Origin of the sequence: Micromonospora sp. WMMD710, assembly GCF_029626045.1 — a bacterium.
Classification (GTDB): domain Bacteria; phylum Actinomycetota; class Actinomycetes; order Mycobacteriales; family Micromonosporaceae; genus Micromonospora.
Window position 1 is genome coordinate 3,963,397 of record NZ_JARUBD010000001.1, and the last position, 17,395, is coordinate 3,980,791.

Annotated in this window: 16 protein-coding genes; 11 read left to right on the top strand and 5 right to left on the bottom strand. The window is 70.9% G+C overall.

What is annotated here, in order from left to right:
* Positions 1-346: 346 nt before the first annotated feature.
* Positions 347-862, bottom strand: coding sequence for a GNAT family N-acetyltransferase (locus O7620_RS18250; protein ID WP_278123995.1), 516 nt, complete (start codon positions 860-862; stop codon positions 347-349).
* 133 nt (positions 863-995) lie between these two features.
* Between O7620_RS18250 and O7620_RS18255 the strand changes: the two genes are divergently transcribed.
* The 3 genes from O7620_RS18255 to O7620_RS18265 are packed head-to-tail and all read left to right on the top strand — an operon-like array spanning position 996 to position 3,443.
* Positions 996-1,550: an NAD(P)H-dependent oxidoreductase gene (locus O7620_RS18255; protein ID WP_151487579.1), complete on the top strand. Its 555-nt coding sequence runs from the start codon at positions 996-998 to the stop codon at positions 1,548-1,550.
* 25 nt (positions 1,551-1,575) lie between these two features.
* On the top strand, positions 1,576-2,589 hold the full coding sequence (locus O7620_RS18260) for an ATP-binding cassette domain-containing protein (RefSeq protein ID WP_278123997.1): 1,014 nt from the start codon (positions 1,576-1,578) through the stop codon (positions 2,587-2,589).
* Entirely contained in the window at positions 2,586-3,443 is an 858-nt protein-coding gene (locus tag O7620_RS18265) for an ABC transporter permease (RefSeq protein WP_151487581.1), read from the top strand. Before O7620_RS18260 ends, O7620_RS18265 begins: the two co-directional genes overlap by 4 nt.
* A gap of 15 nt (positions 3,444-3,458) precedes the next feature.
* Here the strand turns inward: O7620_RS18265 and O7620_RS18270 are convergent, their stop codons facing one another.
* Positions 3,459-6,683, bottom strand: coding sequence for an AAA family ATPase (locus tag O7620_RS18270; RefSeq protein ID WP_278123999.1), 3,225 nt, complete (start codon positions 6,681-6,683; stop codon positions 3,459-3,461).
* 194 nt (positions 6,684-6,877) lie between these two features.
* On the opposite strand from O7620_RS18270, the gene O7620_RS18275 reads away from it, so the two are divergent.
* The 3 genes from O7620_RS18275 to O7620_RS18285 all read left to right on the top strand — a co-directional run bounded on the left by O7620_RS18275 (position 6,878) and on the right by O7620_RS18285 (position 8,200).
* Complete coding sequence (locus O7620_RS18275) at positions 6,878-7,330, top strand: helix-turn-helix domain-containing protein (protein ID WP_278124000.1); 453 nt, start codon at positions 6,878-6,880, stop codon at positions 7,328-7,330.
* On the top strand, positions 7,323-7,691 hold the full coding sequence (locus tag O7620_RS18280) for a DUF4180 domain-containing protein (protein ID WP_278124002.1): 369 nt from the start codon (positions 7,323-7,325) through the stop codon (positions 7,689-7,691). The genes O7620_RS18275 and O7620_RS18280 overlap by 8 nt, the downstream gene beginning before the upstream one ends.
* Positions 7,692-7,978: 287 nt before the next feature.
* Complete coding sequence (locus tag O7620_RS18285; protein WP_151487585.1) at positions 7,979-8,200, top strand: hypothetical protein; 222 nt, start codon at positions 7,979-7,981, stop codon at positions 8,198-8,200.
* Positions 8,201-8,266: 66 nt separating this feature from the next.
* On the opposite strand, the gene O7620_RS18290 is transcribed toward O7620_RS18285, so the two are convergent.
* On the bottom strand, positions 8,267-8,464 hold the full coding sequence (locus O7620_RS18290) for a hypothetical protein (protein ID WP_278124004.1): 198 nt from the start codon (positions 8,462-8,464) through the stop codon (positions 8,267-8,269).
* Positions 8,465-8,661: 197 nt separating this feature from the next.
* Here O7620_RS18290 and O7620_RS18295 point away from each other — a divergent pair, with 197 nt between their 5' ends.
* Both O7620_RS18295 and O7620_RS18300 read left to right on the top strand, forming a co-directional pair.
* Positions 8,662-9,543 (top strand): cellulose binding domain-containing protein, encoded by an 882-nt coding sequence (locus tag O7620_RS18295; protein WP_278124006.1) that lies wholly within the window; start codon positions 8,662-8,664, stop codon positions 9,541-9,543.
* A 68-nt stretch (positions 9,544-9,611) separates the two neighbouring features.
* A complete protein-coding gene (locus O7620_RS18300; RefSeq protein ID WP_278124008.1) occupies positions 9,612-10,625 on the top strand; it encodes an SMP-30/gluconolactonase/LRE family protein in 1,014 nt (337 codons plus the stop codon).
* A 222-nt stretch (positions 10,626-10,847) separates the two neighbouring features.
* On the opposite strand, the gene O7620_RS18305 is transcribed toward O7620_RS18300, so the two are convergent.
* Positions 10,848-12,956: an MMPL family transporter gene (locus O7620_RS18305; RefSeq protein ID WP_278124009.1), complete on the bottom strand. Its 2,109-nt coding sequence runs from the start codon at positions 12,954-12,956 to the stop codon at positions 10,848-10,850.
* A gap of 304 nt (positions 12,957-13,260) precedes the next feature.
* On the bottom strand, positions 13,261-14,487 hold the full coding sequence (locus tag O7620_RS18310; protein WP_278124010.1) for an FAD-binding oxidoreductase: 1,227 nt from the start codon (positions 14,485-14,487) through the stop codon (positions 13,261-13,263).
* A 220-nt stretch (positions 14,488-14,707) separates the two neighbouring features.
* Between O7620_RS18310 and O7620_RS18315 the strand changes: the two genes are divergently transcribed.
* The 3 genes from O7620_RS18315 (at position 14,708) to O7620_RS18325 (ending at position 17,385) form a co-directional block, all read left to right on the top strand.
* Positions 14,708-15,226: a flavoprotein gene (locus O7620_RS18315; RefSeq protein ID WP_278124012.1), complete on the top strand. Its 519-nt coding sequence runs from the start codon at positions 14,708-14,710 to the stop codon at positions 15,224-15,226.
* Positions 15,227-15,478: 252 nt separating this feature from the next.
* Positions 15,479-16,831 carry a hypothetical protein gene (locus tag O7620_RS18320; protein WP_278124014.1) on the top strand — a complete coding sequence of 451 codons (1,353 nt, stop codon included), beginning with the start codon at positions 15,479-15,481 and terminating at the stop codon, positions 16,829-16,831.
* Entirely contained in the window at positions 16,828-17,385 is a 558-nt protein-coding gene (locus O7620_RS18325) for a GNAT family N-acetyltransferase (RefSeq protein ID WP_278124015.1), read from the top strand. Before O7620_RS18320 ends, O7620_RS18325 begins: the two co-directional genes overlap by 4 nt.
* Positions 17,386-17,395 lie beyond the last annotated feature (10 nt).

Here is a 17,395-nt window from a genome sequence, read left to right on the forward strand (position 1 = left end):
AATACCTGGTACGCGGCGCGGCCCCCGGCCCTGCTCCAGCCCGATGTAGTAGTCGATCGACATCCCGGCGAGCTGGGCGACCTCCTGCCGACGCAGGCCGGGGGTGCGCCGACGTACCCCGTCGGGGAGGCCGACCTCGGCGGGGCGCAGGCGGACGCGACGGGTACGCAGGAACGCCGCCAGATCGTCACGCCGCAGGCCGCTGCTCGTCATGCGTCCAGCATGCCCGGGGCAGGACCACCCAGGGTGGTACCGCCGGTCCCAGCCTCGGCCGGGCCCGGCGCGGACGCCCGGTTCGTACCACTGGACGTGACCGACGCCGAGTCGGTGTCCGCCGCCGCCGACCTCAGCCCCCGGTCGGCGGGGCGGCCAGGTCGAGCTGCCAGTCGTTGGAGCGCATCATCCGCCCCGGCGGGTACTCGAAACTCGTCTCGCCGAGCAGCGTGAACCCGGCCTTGCGGCAGACCGCGTTCGAGGCGGGATTGTCGACCGACGGGTACGCGTGCGCGTAGCGCCGGTCCCGCCGGGCGCGGGCCACGTCGAGCGCCGCGCGCACCGCGACGGTGGCCAGCCCCTGCCCCCGGTACGCGGGCAGCACCGCCCAGCCCAGCTCGTACACCGGCTGGTCGCGCCACTCGCGGGCCCAGTAGCCGACGCTGCCCACCCGCGCGCCGTCCGGCAACACCAGGGTGAACATGCACCCCTGCCCGGTGTCGGCGAAATGCACGTACCGGTCGTGCCGGGCGAGCACCTGCTCGTCGGTCTCCGGGCCGCCGGTGTGCTTGCGGGTGTCCGGTGAGTTGAGCTGTCGCAGCAGGTCGAGATCGCTCTCACTCCACGGCTCGATGTGTGCCTGTGCCATCCGATTCCCCCGTCCGTCGACCCCAGTCAAGCCGATCCCACCGACATCGCGGCCCCAAAACACCGCCCGCTAGATCCGATCTAGCGGGCGGCGGCCGTCACCTCGCGCCTTCAGGAAGGGAGGAGGTGACGATGTGACACCGTTGCGGATCGCTGTGATCGTCGGCAGCACCCGGGAGGGGCGGGCCGGCGACCGGGTCGCCAACTGGTTCGTCGAGCAGGCTGAACGGCACGACGACCTGACGGTGACGGTCGTTGACCTCAGCGAGTACGACTTCCCGGCCAGCTACCCGGCCGCGCCGACCGCGTCCATCAAGGCCTTCGTGCACGAGGTGGGCCGGGCCGACGCGTTCGTCGTGGTCACCCCCGAGTACAACCACAGCTTCCCGGCACCCCTGAAACAGGCGATCGACTATGCGTACGACGAGTGGCAGGCCAAGCCGGTCGGCTTCGTGTCGTACGGCTGCCGGTCCACCGGCCTGCACGCGGTCGATCACCTGCGGACGGTCTTCACCGCGTTACACGCGATGACGGTGCGCGACGTCGTCGGTATCGACCTGCTCGCCGGCGAACCGACACCGCAGTGCACCGACGAGCTGAGCCACGACGCCGGCGTCCTGCTCGACCAGCTGCGCTGGTGGGGTCTGGCGCTGCGCGACGGGCGCGCGGCACGGCCCTACGTCTCCTGAACACGCCCGACGAAAGGTAAGGATCATGAATAGACGCACCACCGGCCTGGCCATCGAGGCCGAGGGTCTCACCCGCTCGTTCGGGGAGACCCGGGCGTTGGCTGGCATGGACCTTCAGGTCCCCGCCGGCACCGTCTACGGCCTGCTCGGCCCGAACGGGGCGGGCAAGACCACGGCCGTCCGGGTGCTCGCGACGCTGCTGCGCCCCGACGGCGGCACCGCCCGGGTCTTCGGGCACGACGTGGTCACCGAGGCCGACAAGGTCCGCAGCCGGGTCAGCCTCACCGGGCAGTACGCCTCGGTCGACGAGGACCTGACCGGTACGGAGAACCTGGTGCTCCTCGCCCGCCTCCTCGGCCTGCCCAGGGCGGCCGCCCGCGAACGCGCCGCCGCCCTGCTCGCCGCGTTCGGTCTGACCGAGGCGAGCGACCGGCAGGTGAAGAAGTACTCGGGCGGGATGCGGCGGCGCATCGACATCGCCGCGAGCATCCTCAGCACGCCCGACCTGCTCTTCCTCGACGAGCCGACGACCGGTCTGGACCCGCGCAGCCGCAACCAGGTGTGGGAGATCGTCCGGGCCGTGGTGTCGCACGGGACGACCGTGCTGCTGACCACCCAGTACCTCGACGAGGCCGACCAGCTCGCCGGGCGGATCGCGGTCGTCGACCACGGCCGGGTGATCGCGGAGGGCACCCCGGGCGAGTTGAAGTCGTCGGTCGGCTCCGGCACGGTCCACCTGCGACTGCGCGACCCCGGTCAGCGGCCCCAGGCGGAGAAGGTGCTCCGGGATGCGCTCAACGTGCCGGTGCAGCTCCCCGCGGACCCGGTGGCGTTGACCGCGCGTGTCGGCGAGGCCGGCAGCGACCTCGACGCGAGCGCGCAGGCCGCCCGCGCACTCGGCGACCTGGCCCGCGCCGGCATCGTCGTCGACGACTTCTCCCTCGGCCAGCCGAGCCTGGACGAGGTCTTCCTGGCCCTGACCGATCACCCGGCCGTGTCGGCCGACGAGCACGACGACGAGCTGGAGGCAGCCCGATGAGCAACGCGACCACCACCACGACCGAACGCGCCCCGTCGGTCTACGTCCCGTCCGCCGAGGCGCTGGCGACCGTCCTGGCACCGGGTGCCCGGCCGCCCCGACCGAGCGCGCTGGGCGCGTCGCTGACCTTCGGCTGGCGGGCCCTGCTGAAGATCAAGCACGTGCCGGAGCAGCTCTTCGACGTGACCGCGTTCCCGATCATCATGGTGCTGATGTTCACGTACCTGTTCGGTGGCGCCCTCGCCGACAGCCCGCGCGACTACCTGCAGTTCTTCCTGCCCGGCATCATGGTGACCAGCGTCGTGATGATCACCATGTACACGGGTATCGGCCTCAACACCGACATCGAGAAGGGCATCTTCGACCGCTTCCGCACGCTGCCCGTGTGGCGCCCGGCCGCCCTGGTCGGCATGATCTTCGGCGACGTGCTGCGCTACATCCTCGCCGCCCTGGTGATCCTGGGCGTCGGGCTGGCGCTCGGGTTCCGCCCCGGAGGCGGGGTCGCCGGAGTCGCCGCCGGGATCGGACTGCTGGTGATCTTCTCGTTCGCGTTCTCCTGGGTGTGGACGTTCTTCGGGCTGATCCTGCGCAGCGAGAAGTCGGTGATGGGGGTCAGCATGATGGTGCTGTTCCCGTTGACGTTCCTCAGCAACGTCTTCGTCGAGCCGAGCACCATGCCCGGCTGGCTCCAGGCGTTCGTGAAGGTCAATCCGGTCACCCAGCTGGTGGCCGCGGTCCGTGCGGTGATGGACGGCGCGTCGGACCCGTCGGCCATGATGTGGCTGCTGGCGTGGAGCGCCGGTTTCGTGCTCGTCTTCGGCACGCTGACGATGTACCGGTACAACCGCCGCTGACCCGGTCGGCGGGCTTCAGAGCTGCCAGTGCGGTGGGTTGGCGGGCAGGTAGCGGCAGGTGTTGCCGGTGGAGACGGATTCGCGCAGGTGGCCTGCGAGGGCCGGGTGCCGGTCGTCGAGCTTGCGCAGCGTGTCCCTGATCCGCGCGGTGACCGTCTTGCGGGCCCGCTCGGCCTCGTCGCCCAGCCGGCGGCTCCGGCCGGCCAGCCCCGCCGCGGCGCGCAGCTCGTCGAGCAGCGCGCCGCGCTCGGCGTCCAGTGCGGCCACCTTCCGCTCGTCGTCGCGTGCGGCGGCCCGGTCGATCTCCTCATCGAGGCGTGCCAGGTGCCGCCGGTAGCGGGCCTTCGCCTCGTCGTCGAGGATCGGGTCGCCGCCCATCCGGCGGGCGGCCACCAGCTCCGGGCCGGCGGCCGGGTCGAGCAGCTCGACCGCCGGCACGTCGCTGCCGGGGCGGCTGAGCAGCAGGTGCAGGTCGTGCAGCCCCTTGGCGTCGGGCAGGTGCACCACGACACCGGCGTACGCGAGCTGCCACACCGGCCCGTCGCGCCGAAACTCGTACCCCTCGATGGCCGGCGCGACGGCCTGCCGTGCGGGGCTGGCCTGGGCCGCGGCTGGGGTCGGGTCGGCGAGCCGGTGCGGCACCTGCGTCATGCCGAGGGCGGTGGCCTCCCGGGCGGTGGTGGCGCGCAGCTCGGCCAGCGTCGCGGCGTCGCCCGGATGGCCCCGGCCCGCCACGGCGTTGGCGAGGCCGGCCCGGGCGATGAGCGACCAGGGCCGGGAGCCCATCCGGTCGGCGGAGTCACGGGCGGCCGTGAAGCCGGCGATGGCGTCGTCCCAGCGTTCCTGGGCGGCGTCGATCAACGCCAGCCAGTGGTCGACGGGACCGCTGATGTCGCAGCCGAAGAGCCCCACCGCCCACTGGCCGCGGTGCGGGGCGAGCGCGGCCCGCACGTCGTCGCAGCGGCGCGGGTCACCGGATGCGGCGGCGACCTGCGCGCGTAACCGCAGCCAGAGCGGCGACACCGGACGCGGGTAGCGGGTGCCGGTCGCCTCGATGCCGGCGGTCAGCCGGATCGCCGTCTCGGCGTCGCCGCCTTCGGCGGCGGTGATGGCCCGCAGCAGCTCCCGGTAGGGGTAGTCGATGGGGGCCAGCGCGTCCAGCAGGGTGCCGGCCTCGGCGAACCGGCCCTGGAGCACCAGCCGGGACCAGCGCAGGTGATGACCCATGAACCCGAACTCGGCGTGGCTCGGGTCGGCGACGTCGGTGATGTCGGTGAACCGCTCGTCGGCCTCGGCGAAGTCACCTCGGAAGGCCGCGATGATCCCGCTGTCCACGGCCGCCGCCATCCGGTGTCGGGCGAGGTCGCCCTGCTCGTTGGCGGTGACGAAGGTGGTGAACTCGTCGACGAATCGGGGGTCGCCCAGCTCCAGGAGCGCCACCCAACGCAACGAGGTGGCCCACAGCTCGGTTTCCCGGTCTCCCGTACGACGGGCCACGTCCCGGATCTCGGTGGTCAGCGCGGCACGGGCCGCCGCGGTGCCCAGCCCCCAGGTGGTGTCGTGGCGGGCCCAGAGGCTGAAGGTGAGTGCCTCGTCGTCCTGCCCTCGCCGGGCGATGGTCTCGGTGGCGGTGATCAGGTCGGCGATCAGCGTGCCGACCGACGCGGTGGCGTCCGGCTCGCCGATCAGTTGCCGGTACGCCTCGCGCACCAGTTCCGCCGCCTCGACGGAGTCGGCGGTCTCGACCTGGCGGGCGCGGTTCACGATGAGGGCGACGCGGGCCAGCAGCACCGGGTCGTCGAGTGTGCGGGCCAGCGTCGCGGCCTCGGTGAGCAGCTGGCCGGCCTCGTCCCGGCCGGCGTGGTGGTATTGCGCCTCACCGAACTCGACGAGGATCCGCACCCGTTGCGCCCGGTCCTCGACGACATCCAGCGCCCGGCGGAAGTGCACGGCCGCCTCGTCGGTGGCCAGCCGGGCGAACGCGTCCCGGCCGGCGGCGACCAGCAGGGTGGCCACCCGGGCGCGGTCGAGCGCGGGGCCGGCGAGGTAGGCGTGGCGGGCGAGGTCGGCCGGGACCAGTCGATCGGTGAGTTCGCGGAGGTCGTCGACGGCCCGGACGACGTCGGCGTGCCGGGCCTGCCGGTCGTCGTCGGTCAACCCGTCGTAGAGGGTTTCCCGGACGAGGTCGTGGGCGAAGGCGAACCGGCCGCCACCTCGGGCGGCCACCAGCCGGGCGGTCACCGCCCGGTCGAGCAGCCGGTCGACCTGTGCCGCCGGGGCCGCCACGCTGGCCGCCAGGACCTGCCGGTGAAACTCGCGGCCCAGCACGGCGGCGACGGTCAGCGCCTCGACCACGGGCGCGGGCAACTGGGCCAGCCGCCGCCGCACCGCCTCCCGTACGCCGGGCGCGATGGTGCCGGTCGTGCCGTCGGCGTGCCAGAGTCGGGCGGTCTGCTCGACGAAGAACGGGTTGCCGCCGGTGCGCCGGTGCACCTCGTCGGCCAGGCCGGCGTCGGGCTCCCGTCCGGCCGTCCGTGCCATCAGGGCGGCGACCTCGTCACGGGCCAGGCCGGTGAGCGTGATCGTGGTGGACTTGGCGACCAGCGGCATGAGCAGTGGGCGCAACGGATGCTCGCCTGACTCGACCTCGGCGTCGCGGTAGGTGCCGATCAGCAGCAGCCGCTCGAACCAGGTGTGCTGGGCGGCGAACCCGAGCAGCCGCAGCGAGGCCGGGTCGGCCCAGTGCAGGTCGTCGAGCACGACCACGACCGGCCGGCGCTGGGAGACGGCGACCAGCGCGGCGGTCACCGCGTCGTACAGGGCGAACGCCTCCTGGTCGGCGACGTCCCGGCCGGCGTCCTCGGGCGCCCAGCCGTCGGCGAGCCTGCGCAGGTCGTCGGTGCTCGCCGTCTCGCCGAGCAGGGCCGCGAGGGCTGGTTCCGCGTCGGGCCGTGCGACCGCCCAGTCGTCGGCGGAGCGCCGCAGGGCGCGCAGCACCTGCACCCACGGCCAGTAGCCGGGAGCGCTGTCGGAATCCCAGCAGGCGGCGCCGAGCACGAGCGCGCCGCGCTGGCGGGCCTGCCGCGCCGCCGACGTGACGAGGGTCGTCTTGCCGATGCCGGGCTCCCCGGTGACCAGAACGAGACCCCCGTGGCTGGTGGCGGCCCGGTCCAGCTCGGCGCGCAGCAGACCCGCGGGGTGATCCCGCCCGATGATGGCGTCGCCGAGCCGCGCGTCCATGGTTTCCAGACGGTACTGGAACGCTCCGACAGCGCGGGCGCGGTTGGTTTGGCGTACCCGGCGTTCTCGGCGCGCTCGACCTCGCCGTCTCAAGGGCGGGGCGGGGGTGTTGCGGGCCCTTTGGAGTTGATGCCGTCGACGAATCAGGCCGCGTCATTACCTAAAGTTCCCTATCCGAGCTACCGTAGGGAACGATGATGGAAGACATGTACTCGGTGGAGCAGGTCGCCGACCGGCTCGGCCTACACGTGCGGACGGTGCGCGGCTACATCCGCTCGGGTCGGCTGCGGGCGGTGCGGATCGGCAAGCAGTACCGGATCGCCGCCACCGATCTCGACGCGCTCACCGGGCAGCGCCCGGCGGCGGCCAGCGTCGTCGGGCCGGCGGAGGTGTCGAGCATCGTGCAGATCGACGGGGTCGACCGGGCCGCCGCCGACCGCCTCGGCACGCTCATGCTGGCCAGCGCCAACACCGGCCACGATCAGGCCAACCCGCTGCGGGTGCAGACGGTGCACGACGAGGAGCGCCACCGCCTGAAGATCATCATCCTGGGTGCTCCCGCCGCCGCCGCCGAACTGCTGCACCTGCTCGACGCCGTCCTCAACGCCGACAACGGCCTACTCGACCGGGAGGTCCCCGATGCCTGACGAGATCCAGGAACGCGCGGGCGTGCAGGTGCTGGTCTGCGACCCGGCCGGACCGACCATCGCCACCGAGCAGGACGCGCTGGACCTGATCGGCGCGGCCTTCGCCGGCGCCCAGGTGGTTGCCGTGCCGGCTGACCGCTTCGACGAACGCTTCTTCTCGCTGGGCACCCGCTTCGCCGGCGAGGTGATGCAGAAGTTCGTCAACTACCGGCTGCGCCTGGCCGTCGTCGGTGACATCTCGGCGCGGCTGGAGGGCAGCTCGGCGCTACGCGCCCTGGTGCACGAGTCGAACAAGGCCGAGCACATCTGGTTCGTCCCCGACCTCGACGCCCTCGACGCCCGTCTCCGCGCCACGGCGTAGCGCCATCTCCACCGCGTCCGTTTCCACGCCCCGGGCCTGGCCCTGATCGGCCGCCCAGCGCAGATAGGCCAGCCACTCCTCGGCCGACCAGCCGTTCCGGCGGCCCACACCGGCGTCGGCGGGGAGGCGGCTGGCGACGACGCCATATCGCGGTATCGAGCACGCTCTGCCCGACCCGGATCCGCAGCACGGTCAGATCGGCGGGTCGAACGCACCGCCGGGTACGGGGCCGGGCAAGCTGTTCGGCGCTGGTGACTAGCCGCCCGGTGACCGGGTACGCGCGAGCGATGGGTAGCCACAAGCAGAACAAACACGACAGCGGCGGCGAGTCGGCGCGAGGCCGGCGGCATTCGGGCAGCGGCGCTCCGGGCCGCCAGGGCTCGACCATGGAACACTCGCCCGACCAACGGCACCGCCGTACCGCGACCGGCCCGGCCGGCACCGAGGGTGGCCTGGGCCGGGCCAAGGTCTCGGGCGACGGGCGGATTCAGCGCCAGGGCGGCTCCTGAGCCGATCAGTCGATGGTGCGGCCGCACCGCGCGTTCGCGGGGCGGCCGCACCGGTTGAGCAGTTTCCTACGCCGTCGCGCAGATGGCGTACGCCGTGTCGGACCAGTTGCCGGCGAACGCATCCTCCTCGTACGCGCCCGAATCGACGGTTGTCGGCGCGGTCGCGGGGCCGCCGTTGGGGCGGAAGTCGTCGACCACCGCCCCGGCCACGACGAGACCGAGCACGAGTACGGACGCTCGCCGGGTCTGCTTCTGAGCACGCATGTGTTTCTCCCGTCAGAGGCCCCGCGGCGGCCGTTGGGTCGCCGACGCCGAGGCCGTTGGTGATGACAGGGTTCACGGTGGGTAGTCGGCTGACCAGGCATTATCTTCAAGCCGACTACGTCGTGTAACGGATGAAGCCCGTCCACATATTGACATCCGGCTATGAATTAGCTCCGGATCGCCCTAGCATTCGGACCATGTCCGCTCGCCGTGTCATCGCCGCCGTCGCCGTAGCCACGGTGGCGAGCCTGCTCGCCGTCAACGCCGCACGCGCCGACGGCCCGGCGATCAGCACCCCCGGCAGCCCGACGGTGGTGGTGAACCAACCTCACCAGCTCACCCTCAGCTGGGCACCCTCCACCTGGATCGGCGATCCGGCCGCCGAGCAGCCGATCAACTACGAGGTGCAGGTCCCGCTGGGCCCCAACACGTACCGCTGGCTCGGCACCACGACCGACACCACGATCACGCTGACCGACCTGGCGCCCGGCACGACGTACCGGATCGCGGTTGCCGCCCGCGCACTCGGCGGCTACTCCGACAGCTCGCCCGCCACCACCGTGCGCACCGCCTCCGGCCGCGCCACGGTCAGCTACCTCAACCTCGACTGGGCGCCGACGAACAACCAGATCCAGCACCTCCTGCGGGTCACCAACACCGGCACCGGACCACTGGACCTGACGACGGTGCGGGTGCGCTACCACCTGCGCTTCGAGGGCGGCAACACCTCGCTGGTGCCGAACTGTGACTGGGCGACGCTGGGCTGCGACAGGATCCGGCAGACCGTGCAGTTCTTCATCCCACCGGGCGCGCCGTCGACGATGTCGACGCCAGCGCCGCCCTACCCGCCGCCGGGCACGCCCGTCCCCGGCTGGGTCGAGCTGACCTTCACCAGCGGGACGCTCGCACCGGGCGCGTCGACCGGGCCGATCCAGCTACGGCACCACCGGCACAGCTGGAGCGACATCGACGAACGCGACGACCCGAGCTGGCTCCCCGCCACCGGCCAGTGGACCGAGAACGGGCGGATCACGCTGGACGTCGACGGGGTACGCGAGTTCGGTGACACGAACGCCTGACGTACCCATTCGTCACGCCGGGCGGAGACAGCCCGCGGAGGCACCGACCCGTCCCTTGGAGTATTTCGATGACCTGGCGTCCCACCATTGCCGCGCTGGCCGGCCTGTGCGTCGCGCTCAGCACCGCGCCACTGCCCGCCGGCGCGGCCCTCGCCAATCCGCCCGGCACACCACCGGGGGTCTGCCCGACGGGGACCGGCTACGGCCCGCCGCTGCCGGGCAGTTCCGTGACGGCCACGAAGATCCAGAGTGGCTTCTCGTTCCTCGAAGGCCCGGTCTGGGTCGCCGACGGCGGCTATCTGCTGTTCTCCGACATGGCGGCCGGCACCGGGCCGTACAACGTCCAGCCGTCCACGATCCGCCGGTTCACCCCGCCGGCGACCTTCGACACGTTCCTCGCCAACGCCGGCAGCAACGGCCTGGCCCTCAGCACCGACGCCCAGCAGATCATCGCGGCCACCCACGACCAGCGCAACGTGTCCGCGTACCGGATCAGCGACCGGGCCCGCAGCACCATCGCCACGAACTACCAGGGTCGGGCGTTCAACTCGCCCAACGATGTGGCGGTCCGCTCCGACGGCGTCGCCTACTTCACCGACCCCACCTTCCAGCGCGGCAACCGCCCGGACCAATTGAGCGGGCGTACCAGCGTCTTCCGCGTCTCCGGTGGTCAGGTGTCCCTGGTCGACGACCGGTTGCGCCAGCCCAACGGCATCGCGCTCTCGCCGGACGGCACCGCGCTGTACGTGGGCGCCTACTCCGAGAACAGGATCTACCGGTACGCCGTCCAGCCCGACGGCAGCACCGGCGCCCGCAGCGTCTTCGTGAACTACCTCGGCGGGCCGGACGGCGTCACGATCGACTGCGCCGGCAACGTGTACTGGGCGTCCGGCTCGGACTCCCTGATCCACGTCTACTCCCCCACGGGCAACCCGCTCGGCACGATCCGCTCCGGCACCTCCGGTACGACAAACGTGGCGTTCGGCGGCCCCGACCGGCAGACCCTCTACATCACCTCAGGCCCGAGGAACGACTCCGGCCTGTACAGCGTGCGACTCAACGTCCCCGGCTATCCGTACTGATGAGGATGCCGATCCCCGGTCAGTGTGATCTGTGGGAACGGCATCCTCCGAACCAGCTATCGGTATTCAGGCACCCGGTAACCGAGGGTGACCTTCGGTCACAGCTCGATCGGCCAGCAGTCCTGGTTCCAGACATTGCAGGGGTAGGCCGATGGGCCGACCTCGCCGCTGGCCCCGCCACTCGGCGCACCGCGTCGAGACCCTCCGCGTGGGCAACTCGCGCTATCCCCTCGCCACGGTCGTCGGCTCCGGCGGGGTGTGCGGCCCGCTGGCCGGCCGCTCGTCGCCGTGCCCCGGCCACCACGCCTTGTGCCCGATCAGCGCGGTCAACGCCGGAACGAAGAACATCGACATGACGAACGCCGACAGCACGATGCCGATCGCCACCGCGAAGCCCATCTGCTGCAGGAACGAAATCGGCGCAAGCAGGAGCACCGCAAACGTCCCTGCCAGGATCAGTCCGGCCGCCGCGACGGTCGGGCCGGCGTGTTCCACTCCGATGGCGGCAGCCTCGTGTGGCTCGTTGCCCTCCCGCGCCTCCTCGCGTAGTCGGGCGATCATCAGGATGTTGTAGTCCGTCCCGATCGCCACCACGAAGAGGTAGAGGATGATCGGCAGCTGGAAGGTGACACCGGGCTCGCCCCGCAGCCCTTGGAAGAGGTAGACCGTGGCACCCAGCGTGGCGGCGAAGTTTAGCAGCACCGCGATCACGAGGTAGATCGGCGCGACCAGGCTGCGCAGCAACAGCGCGAGGATGAGCGCGATCAGCCCGGCCGCGACCGGCAGGATCACCGACAGGTCGCGGTTGTTCGCCGAGTTGATGTCCGCGAAGATCGCGGTGGTCCCACCGACCAGCGCCCGGGTGCCGGGCGGGGCCGCCGCGTGCACGGCACCGCGCAGGTCCTCGCGGACGAGGGTGATCGCCTCGTTGGAGACCGGGTTCTCGTTGAGCAGCAGGTTGACCCGGGCCACACTCGGGTCGGTGCTGCGCTCCGGGGGCTGCGCCTGGCCCACACCCGGGGCTTTCGATACGGCCGCGGCGAAGTCGTTGACCTGCTGCTCGGTCAGCTGTGACCCATTACTGGTGGTCAGGTAGACCTCGGTAGGGGCGAGCGCACCGGCGGCGAACCCGCGCTGCAGGTCCTGCGCGGCCTTCGCCGACTCGGTGTCCTGCGGGAAGCCGGCGCTGAAGTCGTAGTCGGCCTTGTAGCCCAGTACGCCTGCCGCAAGCGCGACCAGGAGGACGCCGGATGCCGCCGCGACGAGTGCCGGCCGGCGCCCGACGGCGGTGCCGAGCCGGTGCGAGATGGTCGCCTTGGGCGCACGCTGCCACGCCTTCGACGGCCAGAAGACGTACCGGCCGAGCAGCGAGATGACCGCCGGGACGAGAGTGAGCGAGGTGACCAGCATGACGCCGACCGCGATCGCGAGCGCCGGGCCGAGCGAGCCGAAGAAGCCCAGAGAGGCGAGGAGCAGCACGAGGAACGCGACGATGACCGCCCCGGCGGCCGACGTGATGACCTCGCCGACCCGCTGGACGGAGACGATCATCGCGGTGCGCTTGTCGTCACCGGCGCGCAGCCGCTCCCGGTAGCGGAAGAGCAGGAACAGGATGTAGTCGGTGCCGATGCCGAACAACACGATCAGCAGGATCGTTTGTAGATCCTGGCTGACACTGAGATCGAATGCCTTGCCCGCGGCGGCGACGAGACCCGTCGTGATGCTCAGAACGACGCCGACGACCACCACGGGCAGCAGCGCGGCGATGGGGCTGCGGAAGATGATCAGGATCAGTCCGATGATCAGGATGATCGTCGCGACGCCGACCACGGCGAAGGCGTTGTTGAAGGTGTCCTCGTTGTCGACGAAGCTCGCCACGTCGCCGGCCACGCCCGCGGTCAGCCCACTGTTCGCCAGCTCCGGGCCGATGTCCGCGCGCAGATCGCGTACGGCGTCGAGCAACGCCGGGTCGTCTGGGGTAGGGGCGTCGAGCCCGACGTTGACCACCTGCACCGACTTGTCCGGCGCCACAGCTGGCGGACCGGTCAGGTAGCCGGACGTGCGCGGGATGTTCTTGGCCTTGAGCGATTGGGCGAGCTGCCCCACTCTCGCCTCGTCCGCCGGCGTGAGCTTCTGACCGTCGGCGCGCTTGACCACGATGATCGCCGTCGAGGTGGCCTGCTGCGGAAACGCCTTCTGCCCGAGCTCGGTGGCCTGCACGGACTCGTACGAGCGGGGCAGGAAGCTTTCCTGATCGGCGGAGGTGATGTCGCTCAGCGATGGTGTGGTGAGGATGATGGCGGCAGCCGCGAGCACCCACCCGGCAATCACCCACCACGCCCTGCCCACAACGAATCTGCCCAGCCGCTCGAACATGGTTTCCCCCGTGTGTTCGGCACCGTCGACGTCCGGGCCCGGAGCGCCCAGGGCATCCGCCCGTCACCCAGGCGGGCTTCGCTACCCGCTGTGCAGACTACCTTCGCGTGGCACTCCTTTTGGGATGCTTCAACTCCGAGGGCGGCGTGTGTTGCCGCAGCTACAACGTCGAGGCCGTCTGCCACGTCCCAAATGATCACGCGTCCAGGTTGGCGACATGGGGCAGTGGATCAGCATGATCACCCTCGGCGTCAGCAGGTCACGCATCCGGATGTCCTGGTGAATACGGCGGGTGTGTCCTGCTGTGCCGCGACCTCGCCTGGTGGGTCTGCCAGGTGCGGAGGGCGTTCTTGATGCGGTGGTTCTCGGCTTGGGCGAGGTCGAGTTGGCGACCCCGCTCGTGCAGATCGTGGGCGAGGCGGCTAAGCAGCGCATCGGTGAACGAGCGCGCGCCGACGACCAATGTCACCCGTCGGCCGGCCGGTGCGGCGGCGACCTGCTCGACGAGGGCGCGCAGCGGCGCCAACCCGGTGCCGCCAGCGACGAGCAGCAGATCATCGGATCGTGCCGCGTCGAGGCTGAGGCCGGCGTCGTCGGGTGGGCCGAGCCAGAGCAGCTCTCCGGGGCGTACCTCACGGACCAGGCGGTGGGAGACGGCGCCGGCGGGTACGGCGCGGACGTGCAGCTCGACGGTGCCGTCGGGGCGTGGGGCGTTGGCCGGCGAGAGCCAGCGCCAATGCCCCGGCACGCGGGGTGTGCAGACCGGCACGGCCTGGCCCGGCTGGAAGGGCAGTCGCCGCCAGGGACGTACCGTCAGGATGGCGATGTCGGGCGACGGCCGGTCATGATCGATCACCTGGACGTGCCACCAGGCCGGGCCGTCGCCGACCTGCGCGGCGGCGCGACGGATCGCGCGCGTGGCGCGCTCCACGGCGGCCTTCCACAGGGCATGCGGCCCGTGGCGGGTGACGGTGGCGAGCAGCGCGTCACCTACGGCGGTGGCGTGTGGGAGCAGGTCAAAATAACGGTACGCGCGGGCGAGCACCAGCAGCAGCGCCGCCCGGCCCGCCGCATCGTCCCCGCCTGCCACGAGACTGCCCAGCGCGGCGAAGAACACCGGCGCCTCACGACTGGGCAGCAGGCCGGGCCGGCGATCTTCGAGGGCGCACCAGAAGTCGGAGGCCGCCCGGTCATCGACGAAGGCCCGCCGCACGTGGGCGACCTGCTCGTCCGGCAGGTGGTCCTGCTCCTCCGGCAGCGCCCCTACGAGGTAGTCGACGATCCGGCGGTGCTGCGCCTCCGACAACCCGAGGCCACGCCATTGGTTCGCCTCGCCGTCGAACCCGTGCGCCAGGCTCGCGGTGAGATGCGCGGCGAGCCGATCAAGGTCAACCCCGATGAGGTACGGCGACAGCTCCACGTCCGCCACGACCAGCCGCAGCCAACGGTCGACGATGGCACCTTCCGGGCTTTGCGGGGTGTTCATGGCGGCTCCGAGACGTCGACGGGGTCGGGGGACGCCGGGGCGGGTGGGTGCGGGGCTGCGCCGATGAGGGCCGGACAACTCCGGAGCCAGCACCCGCCCCGGGCCATGCGCCGACCCTCGCGGTTGACCAGGCACGACGGCATGTCATGGTGATCGTCGAGGGCATGCGCTGCGCGTATGCGGTCGACTACGTGACGGCCGGGTCGGGCAGACTGCGGGCATGACGGAACGTCCGGTGCTGCATCTGGTCGTCTGCGCAGCGGGGCCGGCGGAACACATCGACGAGCTGGTCGACCTGCTGATCGCCGACGGGTGGCAGGTGTGCATGATCGTCAGTCCCACGGCGGCCCCCTGGCTCGACCGGGCGGCGTTGCAAGACAAGACCGGCTATCTCGTACGCGTCGAGTGGCGGATGCCCGGCGACCCCGAGCCGCACCCACCGGCTGATGTGGTGGTGGCCGCGCCGCTCACGTTCAACACGGTGACGAAGTGGGCGCTGGGCATCAACGACACACTGGCGCTTGGAGTCCTCAATGAGTCACTGGGCGCGGGCCTACCGATCCTTGCCTTCCCGCACGTGAAGGCGGAGCTGGCCGCCCATCCGGCATATGCGGGCCACCTAGCGGTGCTGCGCGGCGCTGGTGTCGTCGCCGCCGACGGCAGGGCGCTGAGCCCGGCGGCCGGGCGGGAGCGCTGGAACGTGGTCATCGAGGCGGTGCAGATGTATCGCCCGTCCTGAGGTCTCCATGATCGACGGTCCTTGACGATATGCGTCGTGCGTATACCAGCGCTCCACGCACCGTGTTCAATGGATAGGTTCGATGAGGCGAACTGGACGGAGCCGCCGGTGACACACGCGAACTGCCCTCGGTGTGGCGGGCGGCTGGCCCGGGACAACGACAGCGGACGGTGCACGCCGTGCCAGGCTGCCGAGCGGGACCGGCTGAGCTCGCCGCCGATGGTGCCGGCGAGCTTCTGGGAGCACGGGCCGGTGCGGCTGGCCTTGGCCGAGCGGCATCTGGGCCGGGTGATCAGGGCTTACCGATGCCATCCGTACCACGGGCGGGTCGCGTTGCCGCAGACCGTGGTGGCGGGATGGCTCGGAATTACGCAGGCGCAGTTGAGCCGGGTGGAAAACGGACCGCCGCTGGTGCACCTGGATCGGCTGTCGCATTGGGCGCGGCTCCTCCGAGTTCCAGTGGAGAGCCTGTGGTTCCGCCTCCCAGATGCGCCTCGTTGGACCGGTGCGAGCGTCGCAAATGGCGACGATCAGGCGGCCGAACAAGGGGTGCAGGCCGCCGTGACGGTTAACGTGGACCGGGCATCAAGCCGAGGGGGTGACGCTACGGACCGCCGTCGCTTCACCGTATTGGCCGCACTCGCGGGCCTCGCCGCAGCCGGTCATCCTTACCTGCTCGCGGGTCAGGCCGACGAGCCCGGAACCATCGGCATGGAGCAGGTACGACTCGCCAGTTCGCTGGTTGGCGGTCTTCGGCAGGCGGATGCTGCGGTGGGCGCAGCCCAGCTCTGTGACGTCGCCATTCAGGTGCACACCAGGCTGTCGACCTGGGCCGCCAAGGCGAGATACAGCCGAGAGGTAGGCGATGCCCTTCAAGGCGCCCTGGCCGATCTCGGCATCCAGGCGGCGTGGCTCGCCATCGACGCCGAACGCCGGCAGGAGGCCAGACCCTTCCCTAATGAGGCCATCACCCGCGCCCGTATCGCCGACGACCCTCGGGTGGAGGTACGGGCGCTGGCCCTGCTATCGCTCCTACTCCGCGATAGTCAACCCGGCGAGGCACTGCACTGCGCCGAGGCGGCAATACGTGTCTCTGCCGGCTGGGCGACACCTCGACTCACCACGCTGCTGCACCTGCGGAGGGCACACGCGTACGCCGTCCTCAGCGATGCCAGTGGGTTCAGCCGGGAGATGACCAAGGCCTGTCGGGAGCTGGAGCGCGGGCCGCACGAAGACGATCCAGGTTTCGTCGACTTCGTGAACGAGCAAGAGCTGAACGGCATCCAGGGGCTCTCCTACCTCGCTCTGGGCAGGCCCGACCGTGCCGCTCAATCGTTCCGTGCCATCACTGCCAACCCGTCGCCGGGCCATCGGCGCAATCAGGTCCTCTACACAATCGACCTCGCCGAGGCGACCTACCAGCAGGGTGATGCCAGCGGGGCAGCGCGCATCGCTCTGGACGTCATGCCGGCGGTGACTCAGATGAACTCGGGGCGGGTGAGCAGGCATCTTGCACAGGTCCGCTCAAACCTGGCGGCACCTCGGCACGCATCCACAACGACCCGTCAGTTCATCGACGCCTACGATCGGGCGGTGACTGCGTGATCGAGGGCTTGCAGCTTCGCCATCACAACGCCGACGAGGCGCGCGGGATCCTCGATCAGCTCGTGGACTTGTACTTGGCGGTTTACTCAGATGGCGACGAGTTCCACAGCGAGGACCGCTACCGGCGTCAGCTCGACCTGCACATGCAGCGGGCTGGGTGGGAGTTGGTCACCGCGCGAGTCCACGGAATTTTGGCCGGCTACATCTATGGCTTTCCCTTACCTGCGCAGACGCGGTGGTGGGATGGCATCCACGAGCCGGTGCCGGCCGGGTTCACCGATGAGGACGGGACGCGTACCTTCGCAATCAGCGAGCTGTTGGTACATCCGGCCAGGCGACGTCAGGGCATTGCGGCGACTCTGCACACCGAACTGGTGGCGGTCCGGACGGAGCCACGAACCATCCTATTGGTTCGGCCCGAGAATGCTGCCGCTCAAAGGGCGTACCAGTCCTGGGGCTGGACGAAGGTGACCGAACTTCAGCCAAATTGGGAGAAAGCACCGATCTTTGATGTCCTGGTCCGTGCACCCGCCCACCGGAGTGAGTTGGGTTGATCTCTGGTGA